Source organism: Pseudomonas sp. FP597 (assembly GCF_030687435.1).
In the GTDB taxonomy this organism is placed as follows: domain Bacteria; phylum Pseudomonadota; class Gammaproteobacteria; order Pseudomonadales; family Pseudomonadaceae; genus Aquipseudomonas; species Aquipseudomonas lactucae.
Genome location: NZ_CP117432.1, coordinates 3,604,816 through 3,622,767, shown reverse-complemented (window position 1 = coordinate 3,622,767; position 17,952 = coordinate 3,604,816). Strand labels below are relative to the sequence as shown.

Below are 17,952 nucleotides of genomic sequence, written 5' to 3'. Positions count from 1 at the left end.
ATCAGAATTTGAACGCCTGGCGTCCGATCAACAGCCAGTGGCCTTTCTGCTTCTGCCAGACCTGAAAGTTCTCGATGTCGGTGGGCACTTCGACGCCACTGTTTACCGCCTGGGCGTGAAAGTGGTTGCGCACCAGGGCGGTATCGCCTTGCAGGGTGATGGTCTGTTTTTGCATTTCCAGGGTCTTGAAGCCACTGCGACCGGTCTCGATATCGGCAATGAACTCCTGTTTGTTCTGGATCTTGCCGCTGGAGTGGCCGTAAGTGAGCTTCTCGGCGGTGAGGGCCTGCAGCTGTTTGATGTCTTTATGCAGCATGGCTTGGGTCAGGTGGTCGACCGCTTGGGCGACGTCTTGATCGGCAGGAGCGGCGGCCACGTAGCCGCTGAACAGGCACAGAAAACCGATCAGCGCTTTGACATTTTGCATGGAGGGTTCCTTATTGTTGTTGGGGTGTGCGACCGTTTTAGTCGTCGTACAACCATGCAATATTTTATTGTAGGAAGGAAAGAAAAATTTGAAATAACCGGTAAAGGCGCGTTTTTTATTCTTATACGATGTCTCAACACGCTGAGGGATTTCATCAAATCCAGTGCTGGGACTTCCTGGCGACCTGGCCACTGGCTATGCTAGCGCCGAGATTAAAACTGCCCGAGCACACAAATGGATTTTGACTGGCACAGCAACCCCATCACCCGCGCCACGCCGGTGACCCCTGACTATAAAAACACCCAGAACGTACGCCGCTTCATGCTTTTGCACTGTGGCCCCACGTTCAAATTCGACCGCCCGTTCATGGCGTGGATTCGCGACGAAACGCCCAAGACGATGGGTGACGTGGTGGATGAGTGGCTACGTCGCAATGCGGACTCAGGGGCGTGATGACGTCCGCCCTCGGCGTGCTGGTCAACTACCTTCTTCATCTGCTGCCTGGCCTGCTGTTATTTGGCGTGTGGTGGGCGCTTACGCCACGCTCATTGGCGGCGATGCGTATCCTGATCTTGCTGGCGGCGTTTGTGCTGATGCGCGATGCGATGACGCCGTTGGGGCTGTGGGCGCTCGGCAGCGACCTAGAGATCGCCTTTTCGGCCAATACCCTTGTGTTGGGCGCATTGGGTTGTCTGGCGCTGCTATTGATTGTATTGCTTGCAGGGGTGGCGCCCGAATTGTGGCGACTGGTTGTGTGGGTCAAAGGGCGTGGACTGGCAGGCGTGGTGGTTGGCCTGGCGGTCGGCTGTCTGATTGGCGCGCCGCTGCGGCTTTATCAGGCGATCGATGGCGCGGCGATCCCCGGTTACTGGGCGTGGTTGCCCGGCATGGTGGTGCTGGCCTATGGCGCCAACGCGTTGGAAGAGGTGCTGTTTCGCGGTTTTTTGCAGGCCTATCTGGAGCAGCAGATGAAACCCCTCAGGGCTGCCTTGATCAGTGGCGTGGCCTTCGCGGCTTGCCATGCCTTCCTGGCGCTGAGTGTTACTCAGTTGGGGTTGCCAGTGTTGCTGTTTACCCTGATGGAGGGGGTGGCCTGCGCCTTGGTGTGTATGCGCTACGGTGTGCTGGCGTCAACGCTGACCCACGGTACGGCAATCCTGTTGATTGCCGTGCCCTATAGCAGCTGATTTGAGATCCACTCAAACCTGTGTAGATACCCCTGCCCATCGCAGGCAAGCCAGCACACCTGCGAATCGCGTTTATTCCTCTGCCAACGGCGGTGTACGCGGTGGCACCAGGCGCTTGCTGCCGGTCGCTTCAAACGCCGCCGCAAAACGCAACAACGCCGAATCATCATAAGCACGCCCGGCAAACGTCAGCCCCACCGGCATGCCGATATCCGCCATCACGCCCATCGGCACGGTGACGGTGGGCACGCCCAGGTGGCGGATGGCGAGGTTGCCGTTGGCCACCCAGATGCCGTTGCTCCAGGCAATGTCGGCGCTGGCTTCGTTCACGTCGGCGTCCGCCGGGCCGACGTCGGCGACGGTGGGGAAGAGCACCGCGTCCAGGCCCAGTGTGTCCATCCAGTCTTCCAGGTCGATGCGCCGGGTTTGCTCCAGGCCGTGCAGGCCGTCGGGAAGGCTGCTGATATCGTTCCACGGCGTGATGCCGCGCTGCGCCATGCGCACGTACTCGTCCATGCCGGCGGCGAGGTCGTCTTCGCGGTTGGGCAGGGTGCCGGGGTCGTGGGGGAAAATCTGCGGGCCGTCCACATCCGCCAGGCGATTGAGCGCCGGGTCGTTGTTGGCGCGCAGGAAGTCGTCGAACGCCCAGGCTGACAGTTCCCATAACTCATCGTGCAGGAATTCCTTGGACACCAAACCACGGGTAAATACCGTCGGCGCGCCGGGACGGTCGCCTTCGCAGTTGGACACCAGCGGGAAGTCCACTTCAATGACGTTGGCGCCGGCAGCCTCCAGCGCCTGGCGCGCGGCTTGCCACAAGTCGATCACGCTGGCGCGGGTGTTGATCTTCTGCCCGGTCGGCCCGCCGATGCCGGGGTGTTCGCTGGTGCCGGCGTCGGGGTCGGCATTGATGTACATGCGTGGCACGCCGAAGCGTTTACCGGCGAGGGCTTTAGTGCCGACAGCCAGCTCGGCATAAGAAGCCGGGCGCACCGAGGCAACGCTGGGGATCGGCACCCAGGGTTGCAGGCGCCACAGGTCGCCACGGGTGTCCGGGTCTTCGGCGACCACCACGTCGAGCACTTCCAGCAGGTCGGCCATGGTGCGCGCGAACGGCACCACCACGTCCATGGTCGGGGTCAGCGGCCAGTTGCCGCGCACCGAAATCACCCCGCGCGACGGGGTATAGGCGCACAGGCCATTGTTGGACGCCGGGCCACGTCCGCTCGACCAGGTTTCTTCCGCCAGACCGAACGCGGCAAAGCTGGCCGCCGTTGCGGTGCCAGCGCCATTCGAGGAGCCGGAGGCAAACGGCGCGGTGAGGTAGCGGGCGTTGTAGGGGCTTTCGGCGCGGCCATACACACCGCGCTGCATGCCGCCATTGGCCATCGGCGGCATATTGGTCTTGCCCAGGCAGATCGCGCCGCCGGCCCGCAGGCGTTCGATGGTGAAGGCGTCGCGATGCGCAACGAGCCTGGCAAACGCCGGGCTGCCGGAGGCCGCGGTCAGGCCTTTGACCAGGTAGCTGTCTTTGGCGGTGTAGGGAATACCGTCCAATGGCCCCAGGGTTTCGCCCTTGGCGCGGCGCGCATCGGACGCCTCGGCTTCTTCAAGGGCTCGCGGGTTGCGCACCACCACCGCGTTCAACGCGGTGGCGGTCTGCGGGCCGTCGTAGGCATCGATCCGGGCCAGGTAAGCCTTGACCAGTTCAACCGCGGTGGTCTGGCCGGATTCAAGCGCAGCGCGCAATTGGGCAATGGAGACTTCGGTAACTTGCATGACGTTTTCTTCGCCGCCTTCAGTTGTGGTATCTGCGCAGTCTACGTACAGGTATTTCACAAAACCAGCGCGGCATAATCGGCGTAGGCGCTGCGCATCACCTGCCAGGTTGCGTCGTCCGCAGGAATCAGATGCTCGATGCGCAACGAGGTCAGGGTGATGTCCTGAGGCATGCCGAAGGTGGTGAAGGTCGACAGAAAGCTCAACTCGCCCCGGCTTGAGCGGATGCGTGTGAGTACCAGCGGCGGCATTTCATCGGGCAATTCGGTATGGGTGGGCTGCGGCAGGTTCGCCAGCAATGCGGCCAGTCCCGGATTGCTCAGCGCTTCGCGGGTCGCCCGTTGCCAGGCCAGGGTGCGGATCTCTTCGGCGTTGAGCAGGTGATCACCCAGGCCGCCAGGCTGCAGCAAGGTAGTCAGCAGGTTCAGGCCATCGGCCGTCTGCGCCGGGATCCCTACCAACTCAAACAGCACAGCGGTGCCGGCGTTCGCCGCCAGCACCTGCCACTCGCTGCCCAACAGGATCGCCGGCGCGGGGTTATTGGCGTGCAGCACATGGCTGAGCGCTTCGCGAATCGCAGCCATGGCCGGCGAGGCGAGCGGAGTGGCGGTGTAGCGGGGGGCGTAACCGGCGGCGAGGAACACGCGGTTGGCGTATTCCAGTGGTGTGTCCAGTGCCGTCAGCAGCGTGTGCAAGGTAGCCGCGCCAGCCTTGGCGCGGCCGGTCTCGATACAGCTGAGATGGCGCTGGGAAACCCCAGTGATCAAGGCCAGTTCGAGTTGGCTCAACGCGGCCTGTCGGCGTAACTGGCGCAGGTATTCGCCGGCGGTAACAGGGGTGTCCATGGCGTGTCGATGACCTCCGAGGTCATTGCGAGGGGCCAAACCTTATCACTAAGGTGGGCCTCGATCACCTCAAGGAACAGACCATGCCCCGATCCTCTATCGCCCTGGCCGCGTTGCTCGGGTTTTCGCTCTACACCCTGGCTACGATGCTCACCGCCGAGCAATCGCTGCTGGCCTTCGGGCGAGAACTGATGTCACGGCCGGATACCGCGCAGGTGGTGATTGACCTGTACCTGATGGCGATACTCGCGTGTGTGTGGATGTACCGGGATGCACGGCGGCGAGGGCGATCGGTAGCCTCGGTGGTGCCGTACTTTGTGTTGACGGCGGTGTTTGTGTCGGTGGGGCCATTGCTTTACATCGTGGTCAATGGAGGGCGCGATGAATGATCCCCTTAAGCTCTACGCCCTGTGTGTGCTGGTACTGTGCGTGAAGATGTTTGCGATTTCCTGCTACCAGGGATACTTCCGCCTTCGCGCACGGGTATTCACTAACGTTGAAGATGCTGCGTTCTTCAGACGTGCTGCGCATTCAACGGAGCTGCCACAGGTTGGCCGAGCGAGTAAAGCCTGGGTCAATGACTTGGAAAATATTCCGCTGTTTTTTGTGCTGGGCGGGTTGGGTGTCGCGCTCGCGGCAGCGCCCGTGGCGACAGCCTGGTTATCCGGCGGTTTCACCCTGGCCAGGCTGGTGCATACGGTGACGTATCTGGCAGGGTGGCAGCCGTGGCGCACGCTGGCGTATGGGGTGGGGACGGTGTGTTTGTTGGGACTCGGCGGTGTGACGATGCTGCGGTTGATATGAACGGCGCCTGAGGCCACCGCACCGTCATCAGCCATAGGCACTCGGCCTCGTGTTGTCCACCAACCGAATACTGTCGCGCCCCCCACGCTTGGACTCATACAACGTCGAATCCCCTTGCTCAATCAGCGCCGCCAGACTCGCCGGTGGCTGATCGAACAGGTTCGCCCCAATACTCAATGTCACCGGTTCCGGGGTGCTGAAGCTTTGCGCCGCCAGTTGCTGGAATTGCCCGCGCAAGCCGCTGCCCAGTTCGACAACCTGTTCGGTTGACGCCGGGCTCAGCAGGATCACGAATTCATCGCCGCCCAAGCGTGCCGCCAGTGCGCCCTTGGGCACGACGCTGCGGATCATTTCGCTGAGCGCGATCAACAGACGGTCGCCCGCCGTGTGGCCATGGAGGTCGTTGACCCCTTTGAAATTATCGATATCGATCAGCAGCAGGGCGCCGGGTTGGGCCGGGGAGATCCGGGCCAGCAGGTGCGGGGCGCGCAGGTCGAGGGCGCGGCGGTTGTAGAGGGCGGTGAGTGGGTCGCGGGCGGCGAGGCGGGCGATCTGTTGTTCACGGCGGTAGCGCTCGGAGCCGGTCATGGACAGGGCGATCAACATGATCGCCATTGCGCCTTCCACCAGGGAAATCTGGATGATTTCGCCCTTGAATGCGGCGAGGTCGATCAGGGTGCCGGGGATCACCACCGAGAGGGCCTTGGCCACGTAGAACATCCCATGGATCAGCAGCACGAAACGCAGTTGCACCGCCCCCACGCTCAAGGATCGGCCATGGGGCCGCAGCAGGAAACTGGCGCGCAAGGTGGGCAGGGCGACCAGCAGGGACTGCACCGCCAGCATGGTTTTGGACCCTGTCGGGTCAGTCGGCAAGGCCAGCATGCCGAACCAGACAGCGACCATCAGGAACCACGCACGCGATACGCGCACTTGGGTAAACCGTGCCACGCCGAGCAAAAACAGAAAGTGTGCAGTCACCAGCAAACCGTTGGCGAACCAGACACCGATGACTAAAAAGCCGTTGATGCGTAGCAGGGCCAGGGTGGAGCCCAGGGTGATGGTGGCGAACCCGGCACTCCAGAACAGCAGCGACGGTTCGCGCACGCTGCGCCATTCCACCGCAAGATAGAGTGCGGCCGCGGCGGCCAGGGCGACGGTGAGGGCCAAAATCGTAGGAGGGTCGAGTGTCATGTGTTGCCGGATCTGCCTGAGGTGCGTGGACAAACGCGATTGTAAGCGTTCCGCCGGCATTTTCGGAGCATTGGTGGCTATAGGCTATTAACGTATTCAAGCGCCGTTCAGCGGCACAGTCACGCGAAACACCGTGCCGTGTTGGCTGTCGGACTCGACTTCGATCGAGCCCTGGTGGGCCGCGACGATTTCGGAGGCGATAAACAGGCCCAGCCCCAAGCCTTCGGTCGGGCCATGTTCAATCACCGAGCGTTGGGAAAAGCGCCCCATGGGATTGAAAATGAAGGGCAGCACATCCGGCGGGATCGGGGTGCCGTGGTTGTGCACGCTGAACACACAATTGTATGGCGTGACTGCCAGCGTCACGGCGATGGGCGAGTGCCGATCGCCGTGATGCACGGCGTTACCGATGATGTTGGAGAACACCTGTTCCATGCGCGCGCCGTCGAACTGTCCCACCACCGAGGCGTGTGGCTCAAAGCGCAGCTGCGCTTGCGGATCGAATGTCTGGATCTCCGCCACGATGCGCTCGCAGATCGGCGTCAGGTCGAGCGGCGTGCGCCTGACCGGAATGCCGGGGCCCATCTGGCAGCGTGTCAGGTCCAGCAGGTCGCCGACGATCTGGCTGGCGCGCTGAACACTGGTGTAGATCTGCGTGGCCACCCGGGTATTGCGTTCGCCACCCGATGACGAGCGTCTGAGCATGTCGGCACCGAGCAAAATCGCGCCCAACGGTGTGCGCAAGTCGTGACCGAGAATGCCGAGGAATACATTGCGCGAGGCTTCCACCGCGCGCGAATAGCTGGCGATGGATTCGGCGAGGGCCTGGTCGATGGCTTCATGAAACCGGTTCATGTCCTCCACATCCAGTGCCGTACCGCCCTTGATCTGCTTGAGCCACTGGCGCAGCACGCTGGTGCGCAGCGCACGGTACTCGGACACCATCTGGTCGATGGAGAACCCCGCCATCAGGCGTGTCACCGCGTGGGTTTCGGCAGGGGTTTCCTCTTCTTCCTGTGGGGCCAGGCCCTGGGCTTTGTCCAGCTGTTCCTGCACGGTCTGCGTGGTGCGCAGGTCCTGGGCGATGGCGTGCAGCATCTGCGCGGCGTGGTCGCGCAGGCCCTCCTGGTCCAGGGCGGCGCCCGGGGTCTGGATGGTGCTGGCGAAATCTTCCCAGTCCTGCAGGATCGGCTCGAGGTTGCTAAGGATAAAATCTGACAGGCGCATGCGGTAATCCTTGCAAGTGGCGATACGCAGAGACGCGCGCGGAGCTGCCAAACAGGGATTTAAGCACGATTTGGTCGGTGTGACGCTGCGCAGTGCAAGAGCGCTGCGCAGCGGGTCGGTCACACGCCTTTGGTCGACGGCAGCAGGATCGTCAGGATGCCCACCAGCGGCAGGAACGAGCACAGCTTGTAGACGTATTCGATGCCGTGGTTATCGGCGAGCAAACCCAGCAGGGCCGCGCCGATCCCGCTGAAACCGAACATCAGGCCGAAGAACACACCGGCAATCATCCCCACATTGCCCGGCACCAGTTCCTGGGCAAACACCACGATGGCCGAGAACGCCGAGGCCAGGATAAAGCCGATCACCACGCTGAGCACGGCGGTCCAGAACAGGTCGACATAGGGCAGGGCCAGGGTGAACGGCGCGGCACCGAGGATGGAGAACCAGATGACTTTCTTGCGCCCGATGCGGTCGCCGATCGGCCCGCCGAAAAACGTGCCCGCGGCCACGGCGCCGAGAAACAGGAACAGGTACAACTGGGAGCTGGCCACCGACAGGCTGAACTTTTCGATCAGGTAGAAGGTGAAATAGCTGGTGAGGCTGGACATATAGAAGTACTTGGAAAACACCAGCACGGCCAGCACCACCAGCGCAAAGGTCACGCGGCCTTTGGACAGACCATGGGTCGCCTTGCCGCCTTGCTTGAGCTTGAACAGGTTGAGATGGTTGCGGTACCAGCGGCTCAGGCCGTACAGCACCAGGATCGCAAACACCGCAAACAGGCCGAACCAGGCGATATTGCCCTGGCCGTAGGGAATGATGATCGCCGCCGCCAGCAGGGGCCCCAAGGCGCTGCCGGTGTTGCCGCCGACCTGGAAGGTCGACTGCGCCAGGCCATAGCGGCCGCCGGAGGCCAGGCGTGCCACGCGCGAGGTTTCCGGGTGGAAGGTCGACGAGCCCACGCCCACCAGTCCCGCCGCCAGCAGGATCGCCGGGAACGTACCGACAAACGCCAGCATCAGGATGCCGATCAAGGTGCACACCATCCCGGCGGGCAACAGCCAGGGCTTGGGATGGCGGTCGGTGTGGTAACCGATCCACGGTTGCAGCAGCGAGGCGGTCAGTTGGAAGGTCAGGGTGATCATCCCCACCTGGGTGAACGTCAGTCCGTAGTTGGCCTTGAGCATCGGGTAGATCGATGGCAGCACGGCCTGGATCAGGTCGTTGATCAGGTGCGCCAGGGCGCAGGCGCCAAGGATACGCATAACCAAGGGGCTGACGTGGGGTGTACTGGTTGCAGCAGCGGGTGACGCGGTGAGTGTCGACATGCAGGCATTCCATACAAGGCAGCGAACAGGGGCAACCAGTACTTAAGCCGGCTGCCCATTTCAAATTGTTTCGGGGTTTATGCTAGATTCGCACAAAATGCCTGTCTCACGAAATCGGGGCGACAACTGTCGCAAAAAGGGCGAAATGATCAAATCCCTGGATAAATTCCTGCAAGAGATCGACGAGGGCGATTGGGCCGTGATCAGTTCGGCCACCGATTACCCGGAAAACTGGGTGATCCCCGACCACAGTCACGAGAAGCATCAACTGCTCTACGCCACGGAAGGCGTGATGGTCGTGCATTCGGCGCAGAACCAGTGGACGGTGCCGCCCAATCGCGGCTTCTGGATGCCCTGCGGGCACGTGCATTCCCTGCGTTGCGTGGGGCCGCTGAAAATGCGCAGCGTGTTTGTCCGCGCCGACAGCTTCCCCAACCTGCCCACCGAGACCAAGGCGGTGAGCATCTCGCCATTGTTGAGTGAGCTGATCAAGGCTTCGGTCAGCCTCAAGCCGCCCTATGCCGAGGACTCGCGGGATGCGCGAATCATGCACCTGATCCTCGACGAACTGGCCCTGTTGCCCGCTTTGCCGCTATCCCTGCCGCAGCCTGCCGACCCGCGCATCCAGCACATTTGCCTGGCCCTGCAACAGGACCCTGGCGATGCGTCCACCGTCGCGCACTGGAGCGAGCGCCTGGACCTGGACCAGAAAACCATCCAGCGCCTGTTTCGCAAGGAAACCGGCATGACCTTCGGGCAATGGCGCCAGCAGGCGCGTTTGCTGCTGGCATTGGAGCGCATCGCGGTGGGAGAGAAGATTATCGACGTGGCCCTGGCGCTCGGCTACGACAGCCCGAGCGCGTTTACCAGCATGTTCAAGAAGCAATTCGGCAAGACGCCGAGTCACTTTTTCAAATAGCTCTTGGTTTGTTGCGTGTCTTGCGCGAGCAGACCGTTGAATGCGTCGACATCCATCGGCCGGCTGAGAAAGTAACCCTGGCCCTCGTCGCAGGCCACCGCCTTGAGCATGGCCAGGTGCTCGGCGGTTTCGATGCCCTCGGCGGTCACCGTGAGGGCCAGGGCGCGGCCGAGGCCGACGATGGCCTGGATGATGGCTTTGTCGTCGTCGCTGTCCTCCAGGCGGGTGAGGAAGCTGCGGTCGATCTTCAGCCCATCGAACGGAAAGGCGCGCAGGTAGCTCAGGGAAGAGTACCCGGTGCCGAAATCATCCATGGCAATACGAATACCCAGTTGTTTGAGCGTGTGCATCACCTCCAGGGCGCCGACGGCGTCTTCGAGCATCACGCTCTCGGTCATTTCCACTTCCACCCGCGCCGGATCGATACCCGAGGCATCCAGCGCATGACGTACGCGCTGGACCAGGTGGCCGCGCTTGAACTCGATGGGCGACAGGTTAACCGACACGAACAGGTTGCCCGGCCACTGGGCGGCGCAGGCGCAGGCGGTTGCCAGCACCCAGTCGCTGAGTGACAGGATCAGCCCCGACTCTTCGGCAATCGGGATGAAGGTGTCCGGGGCGATCAGCCCGCGCACCGGGTGTTGCCAGCGCACCAGCGCCTCGGCCCCGACCATCTGCCCGTCGGCGATGCGATAGCGCGGCTGGAAGTGCAGGCGCAATTCCCCATGTTTGATCGCATAGCGCAGGTCGCTTTCCAGGCGGCGTCGTTCGATGATGCGTGCGTTCATTTCGCCCGAGTAAAAGCGCCAGGTATTGCGCCCGGCGGCCTTGGCTTCGTACAGCGCGATATCGGCGTAGCGCAGCAGCTCGGTGACCTCGCTGGCATCATTGGGGGCCAGCGTGATGCCGATGCTGGCGCTGATAAACACGTCCTGCTCATCAATGCGAATGGCCTGCTCGATCGACCCGATCAAACGTCGGCACAGATTTTCGACGTCGTCCTGCGTGCCGGCATCGGTCAGGATCAGCACAAACTCATCGCCTCCGACCCGCGCCACCAGGTCGCCATGGCGCACGCAAGCGCTCAGGCGGCTCGACACTTCATTGAGCACGCGGTCGCCGGCGGCATGCCCGAGCAAATCATTGACCGGCTTGAAGCGGTCCAGGTCCAGGCTGAGCATGACCAGCGGGCGTTCCGGGGGCGGCAGCGCTTTGAGTTTGCTGTCGAGGAAGGCTTGCAGGCGCGTGCGGTTGGGCAAGCCGGTCAGGGCGTCATGCAGAGACAGAAACTCAATACGCCGACGCGCCTCGACTTCTTCCGTCACGTCGGTGGCCGTGCCGCGAAACCCGCCACAGGGCATTTGCCGCGCCGATAAGCGGGTGGTGCGCTCTTGCCCCTGAGCGTCCAGGTACAGGCATTGCACACTGAGGTCGGGGCGGCGTCCGGGCGTGCACAACCACTGTGAGAGCAAGCCGTCTTCGGTCTCCAGCAGGTCGTTCATGGCCGCGCCGATCCACGTATTACGGGCCAGCCCGGTCACGTTTTCGAAGCGTTCCGACAAATACGTGAAGCGCCAATCGGCATCGATCTCCCACACCCAATCGGAACTGGCCTCGACCACATCGCGAAAGCGCGCTTCACTGGTGGCCAAGGCGTTCTGGCTGCTTTGCAACGAGTCATGGCTGGCATCGAGGGCGAGGGCGGCCGCGGTGCTGCGCCGCAAAATCACCCAGGTCATCAGGCACACCAGCAACGCGGCCAGGCCCAGCAGCGGCAGGGCCACGCCCATCAAACGCTTGCCGGGCTGCTCCGGCTGCCAGTACAGGCTGCCCGCGCTGCCCTTGTCGCCAAGCGGCAGGGAGACGCCCTTGGCGATGTCGGCGGGTGTGGCGATGTGCAGCTTGGCCACGCCGAAGTCATCGCCGATCACGCCCAGTTTGGCGCCGTCGAGAATGTTGACAAAAATCAGCACCGAGGCTTGCCGGTCGTCGGCAACCACCGTGGGGTCGGTGCCCGGCGTGATGGCGGCGGCGGCCACGAGCGCAGGGCTGCCGCGCACGTTGATGAGGGTACTCACCGCTGTTTCGTTTTCAATCCCCGCCCGCGCCTGTTCGAGAATGGGTGCCATGGACTGGTCGAGCCACTCGCTGATCTCGATGGGTTGCTGTTCGCCTTCGACCACTGCATACACCGTGCGGTCGGCATCGTTGACCACAAACACGCCCTGAAAACCGAAATCATGAAACAGCGTTGCGCCGACATTGCCGCGCGTATAGGCCCAGTCGTTGTCTACCTGCAGGTGCAGATGCTTATAGGCGTCGCTCCAGAAGGCGTAGTCCTTGACGTTCAACCGCATGGACTTTTCCATCGACTGCATGGCTTTGCGCGTATGGAATGCGCTTTCGGCCTGCTCCGAGTGATCCATGTCATGGGCGAGGTAGATCAGCGAGTAAGCCGCGGCCGCAAAGACACCGGCCAACAGGATCATGAAGTTGAACAGTGAGGTGCGCGTCAGCGACAGGCTGGTGCGCGTGGAGAGCGAGCGGACGATAGGTGCGAGAGAGTTGGGCATTATTTCGCGCAGGGCCTCGCGGCAAGTCAGGGGTTTGACAGGCTATCGGCGGCCCTGGGGAAATATTTAACCCATCAGGCGTTGCAGCAGTGTACTGCGCGTTCACTGGCGCGTTGTGCCATCCGCGCGAGCAGCGCCGCCACGCAGAGCAGCGCCGCGCTCAACTCAAACGTCGCCTGATAGCCGCTGAAGTCAAATACCACACCACCCATCGTGGCGCCCGTCGCGATGGCCAACTGAATGATCGCCACCATCAAGCCACCCCCGGCCTCGGCGTCCTCGGGCAGGGTGTTGGCCAGCCAGGTCCACCAGCCTACCGGTGCGGCAGTGGCCACCAGGCCCCAAGCGCCTAGCAACAGAGTGGTCAGCAGCGTCGAACTGCCGAAGGCGACCAACGCCATCGCAATCAGGGCCATCAATACCGGGATAGCGATCAACGTGCGGTACAGGCTGTGCTTGAGGAAACGCTCGATCAGGAACGTGCCTGCCAGGCCGGTCAGGCCCAGTGTCAACAGCACCAATGACAGCCCGGACACGCTCACCTGCGTGACGCTCTCCAGAAACGGCCGCAGGTAGGTGAACAGCATGAACTGGCCCATGAAAAACACACTCACGGCCAGCATGCCCATCACCACGGGCGCCTGCTTCATCAAACACAGTACGTTGGCGGTTTTTGCGCTCGCGCGGGTCTTGATCGGTGGCAGGCTTACCAGCAGCCATACCAGCGCAATCACCGCCACCGGCACCACGCAGAAAAACGCCCCACGCCAGCCAATCACACCACCGAGAAAACTGCCCAGGGGCGCGGCGATCACCGTTGCCAGTGCGTTGCCGCCGTTGACCATGGCCAACGCACGCGGCACCTGAGCCTCGGGCACCAAGCGCATGGCGGTGGCGGCCGACAGCGACCAGAAGCCGCCGATGGCGATGCCGATCAGCGCGCGGCCCAGCATGAATACCAGGTAGTTCGGCGCGAACGCCACGACCGTGCCGGACATGATCATCAACAGTGTCAGCGCCATCAGCAGGCGCTTGCGGTCAACCCGTGCCGCTACGGTGGCAATCATCAGGCTGGTGAACAAGGCAAACAACCCCGACACCGAAATGCCCTGGCCGGCCTGGCCCTGGGTCACGCCGAGGTCAGCGGCCAACGGGGTCAGCAGGCTCACCGGCATGAACTCCGAGGCAACCAGCGCAAACGCCGCCAGGGACAGGGCAAGCACCGCGCCCCAGCGCGGTGCCTGTGAGTCATGAACCATCACTTGAGATGACTGTTGAAGAAGGCGGTGAGCTTGGCGAACGGGATCAGCTCGACCCGATCATAAAGGTCCACATGACCCGCGTTGGGAATGATCACCAGCTCCTTGGGCTCGGCCGCACGCTGGTAGGCGTCCTCGCTGAACTCCAGGGAATGCGCGTTGGCGCCGGCAATCAGCAGCAGTGGGCGCGGAGAGATCGTCTCGATGTCGTTGAACGGGTAGAAATTCATGAACTTCACGTTACTGGTCAGCGTCGGCATGGTGGTGGTCTGCGGCGAGGCCCCGGCGGGTGTGACCTGGCCGCGCGGTGTGCGGTAAAAATCGAAAAACTCGTCGCCGATCGGGTTGCCGGTCAGTGTCAGGGGCGTCCCGCCGGTGTAGACGGTTTCGCCACCCTGGAATTCCACATACCGCTGATTGGCCGCTTGCAACAGGATGTGGCGGCGTTGCTCCAGGGTCAGGCCGTGCTTGAGGCCATTGCGATTGGCCGCGCCCATGTCATACATGCTGACCGTGGCGATAGCCTTGAGGCGTGGGTCGATCTTTGCCGCGGCGATGGCGAAACTGCCGCTGCCGCAGACACCGATCACGCCGATGCGTTCGCGGTCGACAAGGGACCGGGTGCCGAGGAAGTCCACCGCTGCGCTGAAATCCTCGGTGTACAGGTCGGGCAGCACGGCATTGCGCGGTGTGCCGGCGCTTTCGCCCCAGAACGACAGGTCCAGCGACAGTGTGACGAAACCCTGTTCGGCCATTTTGGTGGCGTACAGATTGGCGCTCTGTTCTTTGACGGCGCCCATCGGATGGCCGACGATCAGGGCGGCGTTTTTCGACGACGGTGCAAGGTTCTTCGGCACGAACAGATTGCCCGCAACCTGCATGCCGTATTGATTGTTGAAGGTGACTTTTTCAACGGTCACCTTGTTGCTTGTGTAGAAGTTGTCGGCACCGTTGGACATGTCGGCTCCCAGAGCAGTAAAAGACGTCACCAGCAGACCCAGGGTGAGCAAGAGGCGTTTCATGGGCGGATCCTTGAAGGGGTTGGTCCGCACATTTTCCCCAGGGCGGGCGCGGTTCTGTAGGGCATTACACTGGATTACTTGCCTGATCCTCTGAGTCTGCGGCATTGCGGCAGACGCCCAAGGGCGGGTCGGGGTAAAGTCCGGTGATCAGAAAAGGGCCTGTCATGAAGATCACTCAATCGCCGCTGGATGCGCTGGTGCAGTCCATTGGTTCAAGGGTTACCACCCCCGGCGACTACCCGATGCCGATTCCGGGTCTGGGTTTTTACCGGCGTGAGCACCCTCAGGCGCCAGTGGTGTGCATGGTCGAACCGTGCATCGTGCTGGTCGTCCAGGGTAGGAAGCAGCTGTGGGTGGGCGGCGAGGGCTATCCCTACGACACCTCGCGTTTCCTGGTGACATCGCTGGATATTCCGGCCAATTCCGAAGTGCTTGAGGCCAGCGCCCGGCAGCCCTGCCTGGGGCTGACCTTCGGGTTGGACCTGCGCATCCTGGCCGAACTGATCGCGCAGAGTGAGCTGCCGCCCCAGCGGGAACGCTCGGTACTCAAAGGCGTGGGGATCGGTACGGTCACGGACGGCCTGCTGGAAGCGCTTGCACGGTTGGTGGCATTGCTCGACGAGCCGCAAGCCATCCCAGTGCTCGCCCCGTTGATTCAGCGCGAAATCCACTACCGGCTATTGCAGAGCGATCAGGCCGGTCGGTTGCGCCGGATCTGCGCGGTCGACGGGCAGGGCTACCGGATCGCCAAGGCCATCGACTGGCTCAAGCTCAATTATGATGGGGCGTTGCGCGTGGAAGAATTGGCGGCGCGGGTGCAAATGAGCGCGGCGACGTTTCATCATCATTTTCGCCAGCTCACGGCAATGAGCCCGTTGCAGTACCAGAAGTGGTTGCGCTTGAACGAGGCTCGCCGGTTGATGCTCAACGAGCATCAAGACGTGTCCAGCGCGGCGTTCAAGGTGGGCTACGAAAGCCCGTCGCAGTTCAGCCGCGAGTACAGCCGGCTGTTCGGCGTGCCGCCCAAACGCGACATTGCCGGGTTACGCGGCAAGTCGATGCTCAGTGATCAGTCGCGGTCAAATTAGCGAAAAAAATACAGCCGATCAGCCGGGCGAACAGGCTGAGGGTTTCCGGCAGGTTGGGGTCGTCGAACAGCATCGCGCGGGAATCCAGCGCGCACAGTGCGCCGAAGAGGCGGCCGTCGGGGAGGAAGATCGGTGCTCCCGCGTAACTTTCGATTGCGTATTGCTTGACCACGGGCCGCGCGGCAAAGCGGCCGTCTGCGCTGACCTGGGGGATGAACAAGGTCTGGGGGTTGACGCAGAACTCGCTGCACAGGGTGGTTTCCAGGTCGAGTACATCGTCCACGTCGATGCCCATTTCCATGGGGTCGTACGCCGAACACACGATCCATTCCTGGTCAGTGAACTTGGCGATGCCGGCAAATCGCATATTGGTAAGACGCGTGACCAATTGCAGGATGCTGGTGGTGGCTTCTATTTCGGCAATCGCCGCGCGTTCTTGCGCGCTGAGTAACGATTGTGGGGCGGTGACGCTCGCAAGCATGCTGGACTCTCCTTTAACGCGGTGGCCTCGGCCGCCACGCAGGGTCAGGGTTTAGTTGATACGTGGATGTTGTTGCACCAGGTTCTTGCGCTTGGCTTCCAGTTCGGCAATCTCGGCATCGATGTCTTCGATCTTCTGCTCGATATTGTCGTGGTGTTCCTGCAGCAACTCCTTGGCTTCTTCCATGTCCGACGCCGCCGGTGCCGCGCCACGCAGGGGCTTGTTGGCGGTTTCCTTCATGGTCAGGCCAGTGATCAGGCCGACCACGGCGAACACCATCAGGTAATAGGCGGGCATGTACAGGTCGTTGGTACTTTCCACCAGCCAGGCCACGGCGGTCGGGGTGACACCGGCGATCAACACCGAAACGTTGAACGCGCTGGCCAGTGCGCTGTAGCGCAGGTGAGTGGGGAACATTGCCGGCAATGTCGAGGCCATCACGCCGATAAAGAAGTTGAGGATCACCGCCAGGATCAGGAGGCCGGCGAAGATCAGGCCGATCTTGCCGCTGGTGATCAGCATGAACGCCGGAATGGACAGAAACAGCAGGCCGATACTGCCAGTGATGATGAACGGCTTGCGGCCGATCTTATCGCTGACAAAGCCAATGAACGGCTGCACGAACAGCATGCCGACCATGATCGCGATGATGATCAGCACGCCGCTGTTTTCTTTGTAGTGCAGGTTGTGCGACAGGTAGCTGGGCATGTAGGTGAGCAGCATGTAGTACGTCACGTTGGTGGCCGCGACGATCCCGATGCAGGTCAGCAGGCTGCGCCAATGCTGGGTGGCGACTTCCTTGAACGAGACTTTGGGGCCGTGGCTCAGGCCTTCGCGGTCGCCTTGTTCAAGTTTGTCCATATGCTGCTGGAACGCCGGGGTTTCTTCCAGCGCGTGGCGCAGGTACAGGCCGATGATGCCCAGGGGCAGGGCGAGGAAGAACGGCAGGCGCCAGCCCCAGGCTTCGAAGTCGGCTTCACCCAGCACGCTCGAAATCAGCACCACCACACCCGCACCCAGCACGAAACCGGCAATGGAGCCGAAGTCCAGCCAACTGCCGAGGAAACCGCGCTTGCGGTCCGGCGCGTATTCGGCGACGAAAATCGAGGCCCCGGTGTATTCACCGCCGACCGAGAAACCTTGGGCCATCTTGCACAGCAGCAACAGGATCGGCGCCCAGATACCGATGGACGCATAGCCGGGGATCAGGCCGATGGCGAATGTACTGAGCGACATGATCACGATGGTCGCCGCGAGGACTTTCTGCCGCCCGTATTTATCGCCGAGCGCGCCGAAGAACAGGCCGCCCAGGGGGCGAATCAGGAACGGCACCGAGAACGTACCGAGTGCGGCGATCATTTGTACGCTGGGCGAGGCGTCCGGGAAGAACACCTTGCCGAGCACATAAGCGACAAACCCGTAGACGCCAAAATCGAACCATTCCATGGCATTGCCCAGGGCGGCGGCGGTGATCGCCTTGCGCACCTTGGTGTCGTCGACAATGGTGATGTCATTCAGCCCGATGGGCTTGACGCTTTTTTTTCGTAATTTCATGCGGACCACTCTAAAACCGAACAGGGGAGGTGCTATCACCGCGACAGCACCGCTCTGTCAGTTCAGATACAAGCGCGGGTGAAATAATTCACCTCCAGGCGTGTTTTTTCTCGATTGACGAAAAATCGCTTTTGTCATCCTACAACCGGGTTTTCTTGAAACGTCTGGTAACCAAGCAATGCCTGGACAATTCGCGAATTTTCAGATTGACACGCCGATGGCTGCCCGATATAAAAGCCGCAGTTGTACGACGACATATGAC

Annotated in this window: 17 protein-coding genes; 6 read left to right on the top strand and 11 right to left on the bottom strand. The window is 62.0% G+C overall.

What is annotated here, in order from left to right:
• Position 1 precedes the first annotated feature (1 nt).
• Positions 2 to 427 carry a nuclear transport factor 2 family protein gene (locus tag PSH66_RS16560; RefSeq protein WP_003174294.1) on the bottom strand — a complete coding sequence of 142 codons (426 nt, stop codon included), beginning with the start codon at positions 425 to 427 and terminating at the stop codon, positions 2 to 4.
• Positions 428 to 661: 234 nt separating this feature from the next.
• Here PSH66_RS16560 and PSH66_RS16555 point away from each other — a divergent pair, with 234 nt between their 5' ends.
• Both PSH66_RS16555 and PSH66_RS16550 read left to right on the top strand, forming a co-directional pair.
• Positions 662 to 880, top strand: coding sequence for a DUF6434 domain-containing protein (locus PSH66_RS16555; protein WP_003174293.1), 219 nt, complete (start codon positions 662 to 664; stop codon positions 878 to 880).
• The gene (locus PSH66_RS16550; protein ID WP_181408610.1) at positions 880 to 1,614 is read left to right on the top strand and encodes a CPBP family intramembrane glutamic endopeptidase; all 735 of its coding nucleotides are present in this window, start codon (positions 880 to 882) and stop codon (positions 1,612 to 1,614) included. The genes PSH66_RS16555 and PSH66_RS16550 overlap by 1 nt, the downstream gene beginning before the upstream one ends.
• Positions 1,615 to 1,686: 72 nt before the next feature.
• Here PSH66_RS16550 and PSH66_RS16545 read toward each other — a convergent pair whose 3' ends face one another.
• Together PSH66_RS16545 and PSH66_RS16540 are read right to left on the bottom strand one after the other, a co-directional pair.
• Positions 1,687 to 3,393, bottom strand: a complete 1,707-nt coding sequence (locus tag PSH66_RS16545) for an amidase (protein WP_042944802.1) — start codon at positions 3,391 to 3,393, stop codon at positions 1,687 to 1,689.
• Between the two features lie 56 nt (positions 3,394 to 3,449).
• The gene (locus tag PSH66_RS16540; protein WP_305427239.1) at positions 3,450 to 4,238 is read right to left on the bottom strand and encodes a helix-turn-helix domain-containing protein; all 789 of its coding nucleotides are present in this window, start codon (positions 4,236 to 4,238) and stop codon (positions 3,450 to 3,452) included.
• A gap of 83 nt (positions 4,239 to 4,321) precedes the next feature.
• Here PSH66_RS16540 and PSH66_RS16535 point away from each other — a divergent pair, with 83 nt between their 5' ends.
• Together PSH66_RS16535 and PSH66_RS16530 are read left to right on the top strand one after the other, a co-directional pair.
• On the top strand, positions 4,322 to 4,627 hold the full coding sequence (locus PSH66_RS16535; protein WP_078733019.1) for a DUF2834 domain-containing protein: 306 nt from the start codon (positions 4,322 to 4,324) through the stop codon (positions 4,625 to 4,627).
• Complete coding sequence (locus tag PSH66_RS16530) at positions 4,620 to 5,042, top strand: MAPEG family protein (protein ID WP_078733020.1); 423 nt, start codon at positions 4,620 to 4,622, stop codon at positions 5,040 to 5,042. The genes PSH66_RS16535 and PSH66_RS16530 overlap by 8 nt, the downstream gene beginning before the upstream one ends.
• 27 nt (positions 5,043 to 5,069) lie before the next feature.
• Here the strand turns inward: PSH66_RS16530 and PSH66_RS16525 are convergent, their stop codons facing one another.
• From PSH66_RS16525 to PSH66_RS16515, 3 genes are all read right to left on the bottom strand, one after another.
• Positions 5,070 to 6,236 carry a GGDEF domain-containing protein gene (locus tag PSH66_RS16525; RefSeq protein WP_305427238.1) on the bottom strand — a complete coding sequence of 389 codons (1,167 nt, stop codon included), beginning with the start codon at positions 6,234 to 6,236 and terminating at the stop codon, positions 5,070 to 5,072.
• A gap of 96 nt (positions 6,237 to 6,332) precedes the next feature.
• The gene (locus tag PSH66_RS16520; RefSeq protein ID WP_305427237.1) at positions 6,333 to 7,463 is read right to left on the bottom strand and encodes a sensor histidine kinase; all 1,131 of its coding nucleotides are present in this window, start codon (positions 7,461 to 7,463) and stop codon (positions 6,333 to 6,335) included.
• Between the two features lie 119 nt (positions 7,464 to 7,582).
• A complete protein-coding gene (locus PSH66_RS16515; protein WP_078733023.1) occupies positions 7,583 to 8,794 on the bottom strand; it encodes an MFS transporter in 1,212 nt (403 codons plus the stop codon).
• A gap of 97 nt (positions 8,795 to 8,891) precedes the next feature.
• Here PSH66_RS16515 and PSH66_RS16510 point away from each other — a divergent pair, with 97 nt between their 5' ends.
• Complete coding sequence (locus PSH66_RS16510; RefSeq protein WP_003174285.1) at positions 8,892 to 9,713, top strand: helix-turn-helix domain-containing protein; 822 nt, start codon at positions 8,892 to 8,894, stop codon at positions 9,711 to 9,713.
• Here PSH66_RS16510 and PSH66_RS16505 read toward each other — a convergent pair.
• From PSH66_RS16505 to PSH66_RS16495, 3 genes are all read right to left on the bottom strand, one after another.
• Entirely contained in the window at positions 9,698 to 12,286 is a 2,589-nt protein-coding gene (locus PSH66_RS16505) for an EAL domain-containing protein (protein WP_305427236.1), read from the bottom strand. The genes PSH66_RS16510 and PSH66_RS16505 overlap by 16 nt on opposite strands.
• A 74-nt stretch (positions 12,287 to 12,360) precedes the next feature.
• On the bottom strand, positions 12,361 to 13,545 hold the full coding sequence (locus PSH66_RS16500; RefSeq protein WP_305427235.1) for an MFS transporter: 1,185 nt from the start codon (positions 13,543 to 13,545) through the stop codon (positions 12,361 to 12,363).
• Positions 13,545 to 14,567 (bottom strand): alpha/beta hydrolase, encoded by a 1,023-nt coding sequence (locus PSH66_RS16495; protein WP_003174281.1) that lies wholly within the window; start codon positions 14,565 to 14,567, stop codon positions 13,545 to 13,547. The genes PSH66_RS16500 and PSH66_RS16495 overlap by 1 nt, the downstream gene beginning before the upstream one ends.
• Positions 14,568 to 14,731: 164 nt before the next feature.
• Here PSH66_RS16495 and PSH66_RS16490 point away from each other — a divergent pair, with 164 nt between their 5' ends.
• On the top strand, positions 14,732 to 15,655 hold the full coding sequence (locus tag PSH66_RS16490) for an AraC family transcriptional regulator (protein ID WP_305427234.1): 924 nt from the start codon (positions 14,732 to 14,734) through the stop codon (positions 15,653 to 15,655).
• Here the strand turns inward: PSH66_RS16490 and PSH66_RS16485 are convergent.
• Both PSH66_RS16485 and proP read right to left on the bottom strand, forming a co-directional pair.
• The gene (locus PSH66_RS16485) at positions 15,630 to 16,136 is read right to left on the bottom strand and encodes a GAF domain-containing protein (protein WP_141063960.1); all 507 of its coding nucleotides are present in this window, start codon (positions 16,134 to 16,136) and stop codon (positions 15,630 to 15,632) included. The two genes, PSH66_RS16490 and PSH66_RS16485, sit on opposite strands and share 26 nt — an antisense overlap.
• 51 nt (positions 16,137 to 16,187) lie before the next feature.
• Positions 16,188 to 17,690 carry a glycine betaine/L-proline transporter ProP gene (gene proP, locus PSH66_RS16480; protein ID WP_078733030.1) on the bottom strand — a complete coding sequence of 501 codons (1,503 nt, stop codon included), beginning with the start codon at positions 17,688 to 17,690 and terminating at the stop codon, positions 16,188 to 16,190.
• Positions 17,691 to 17,952: the final 262 nt, after the last annotated feature.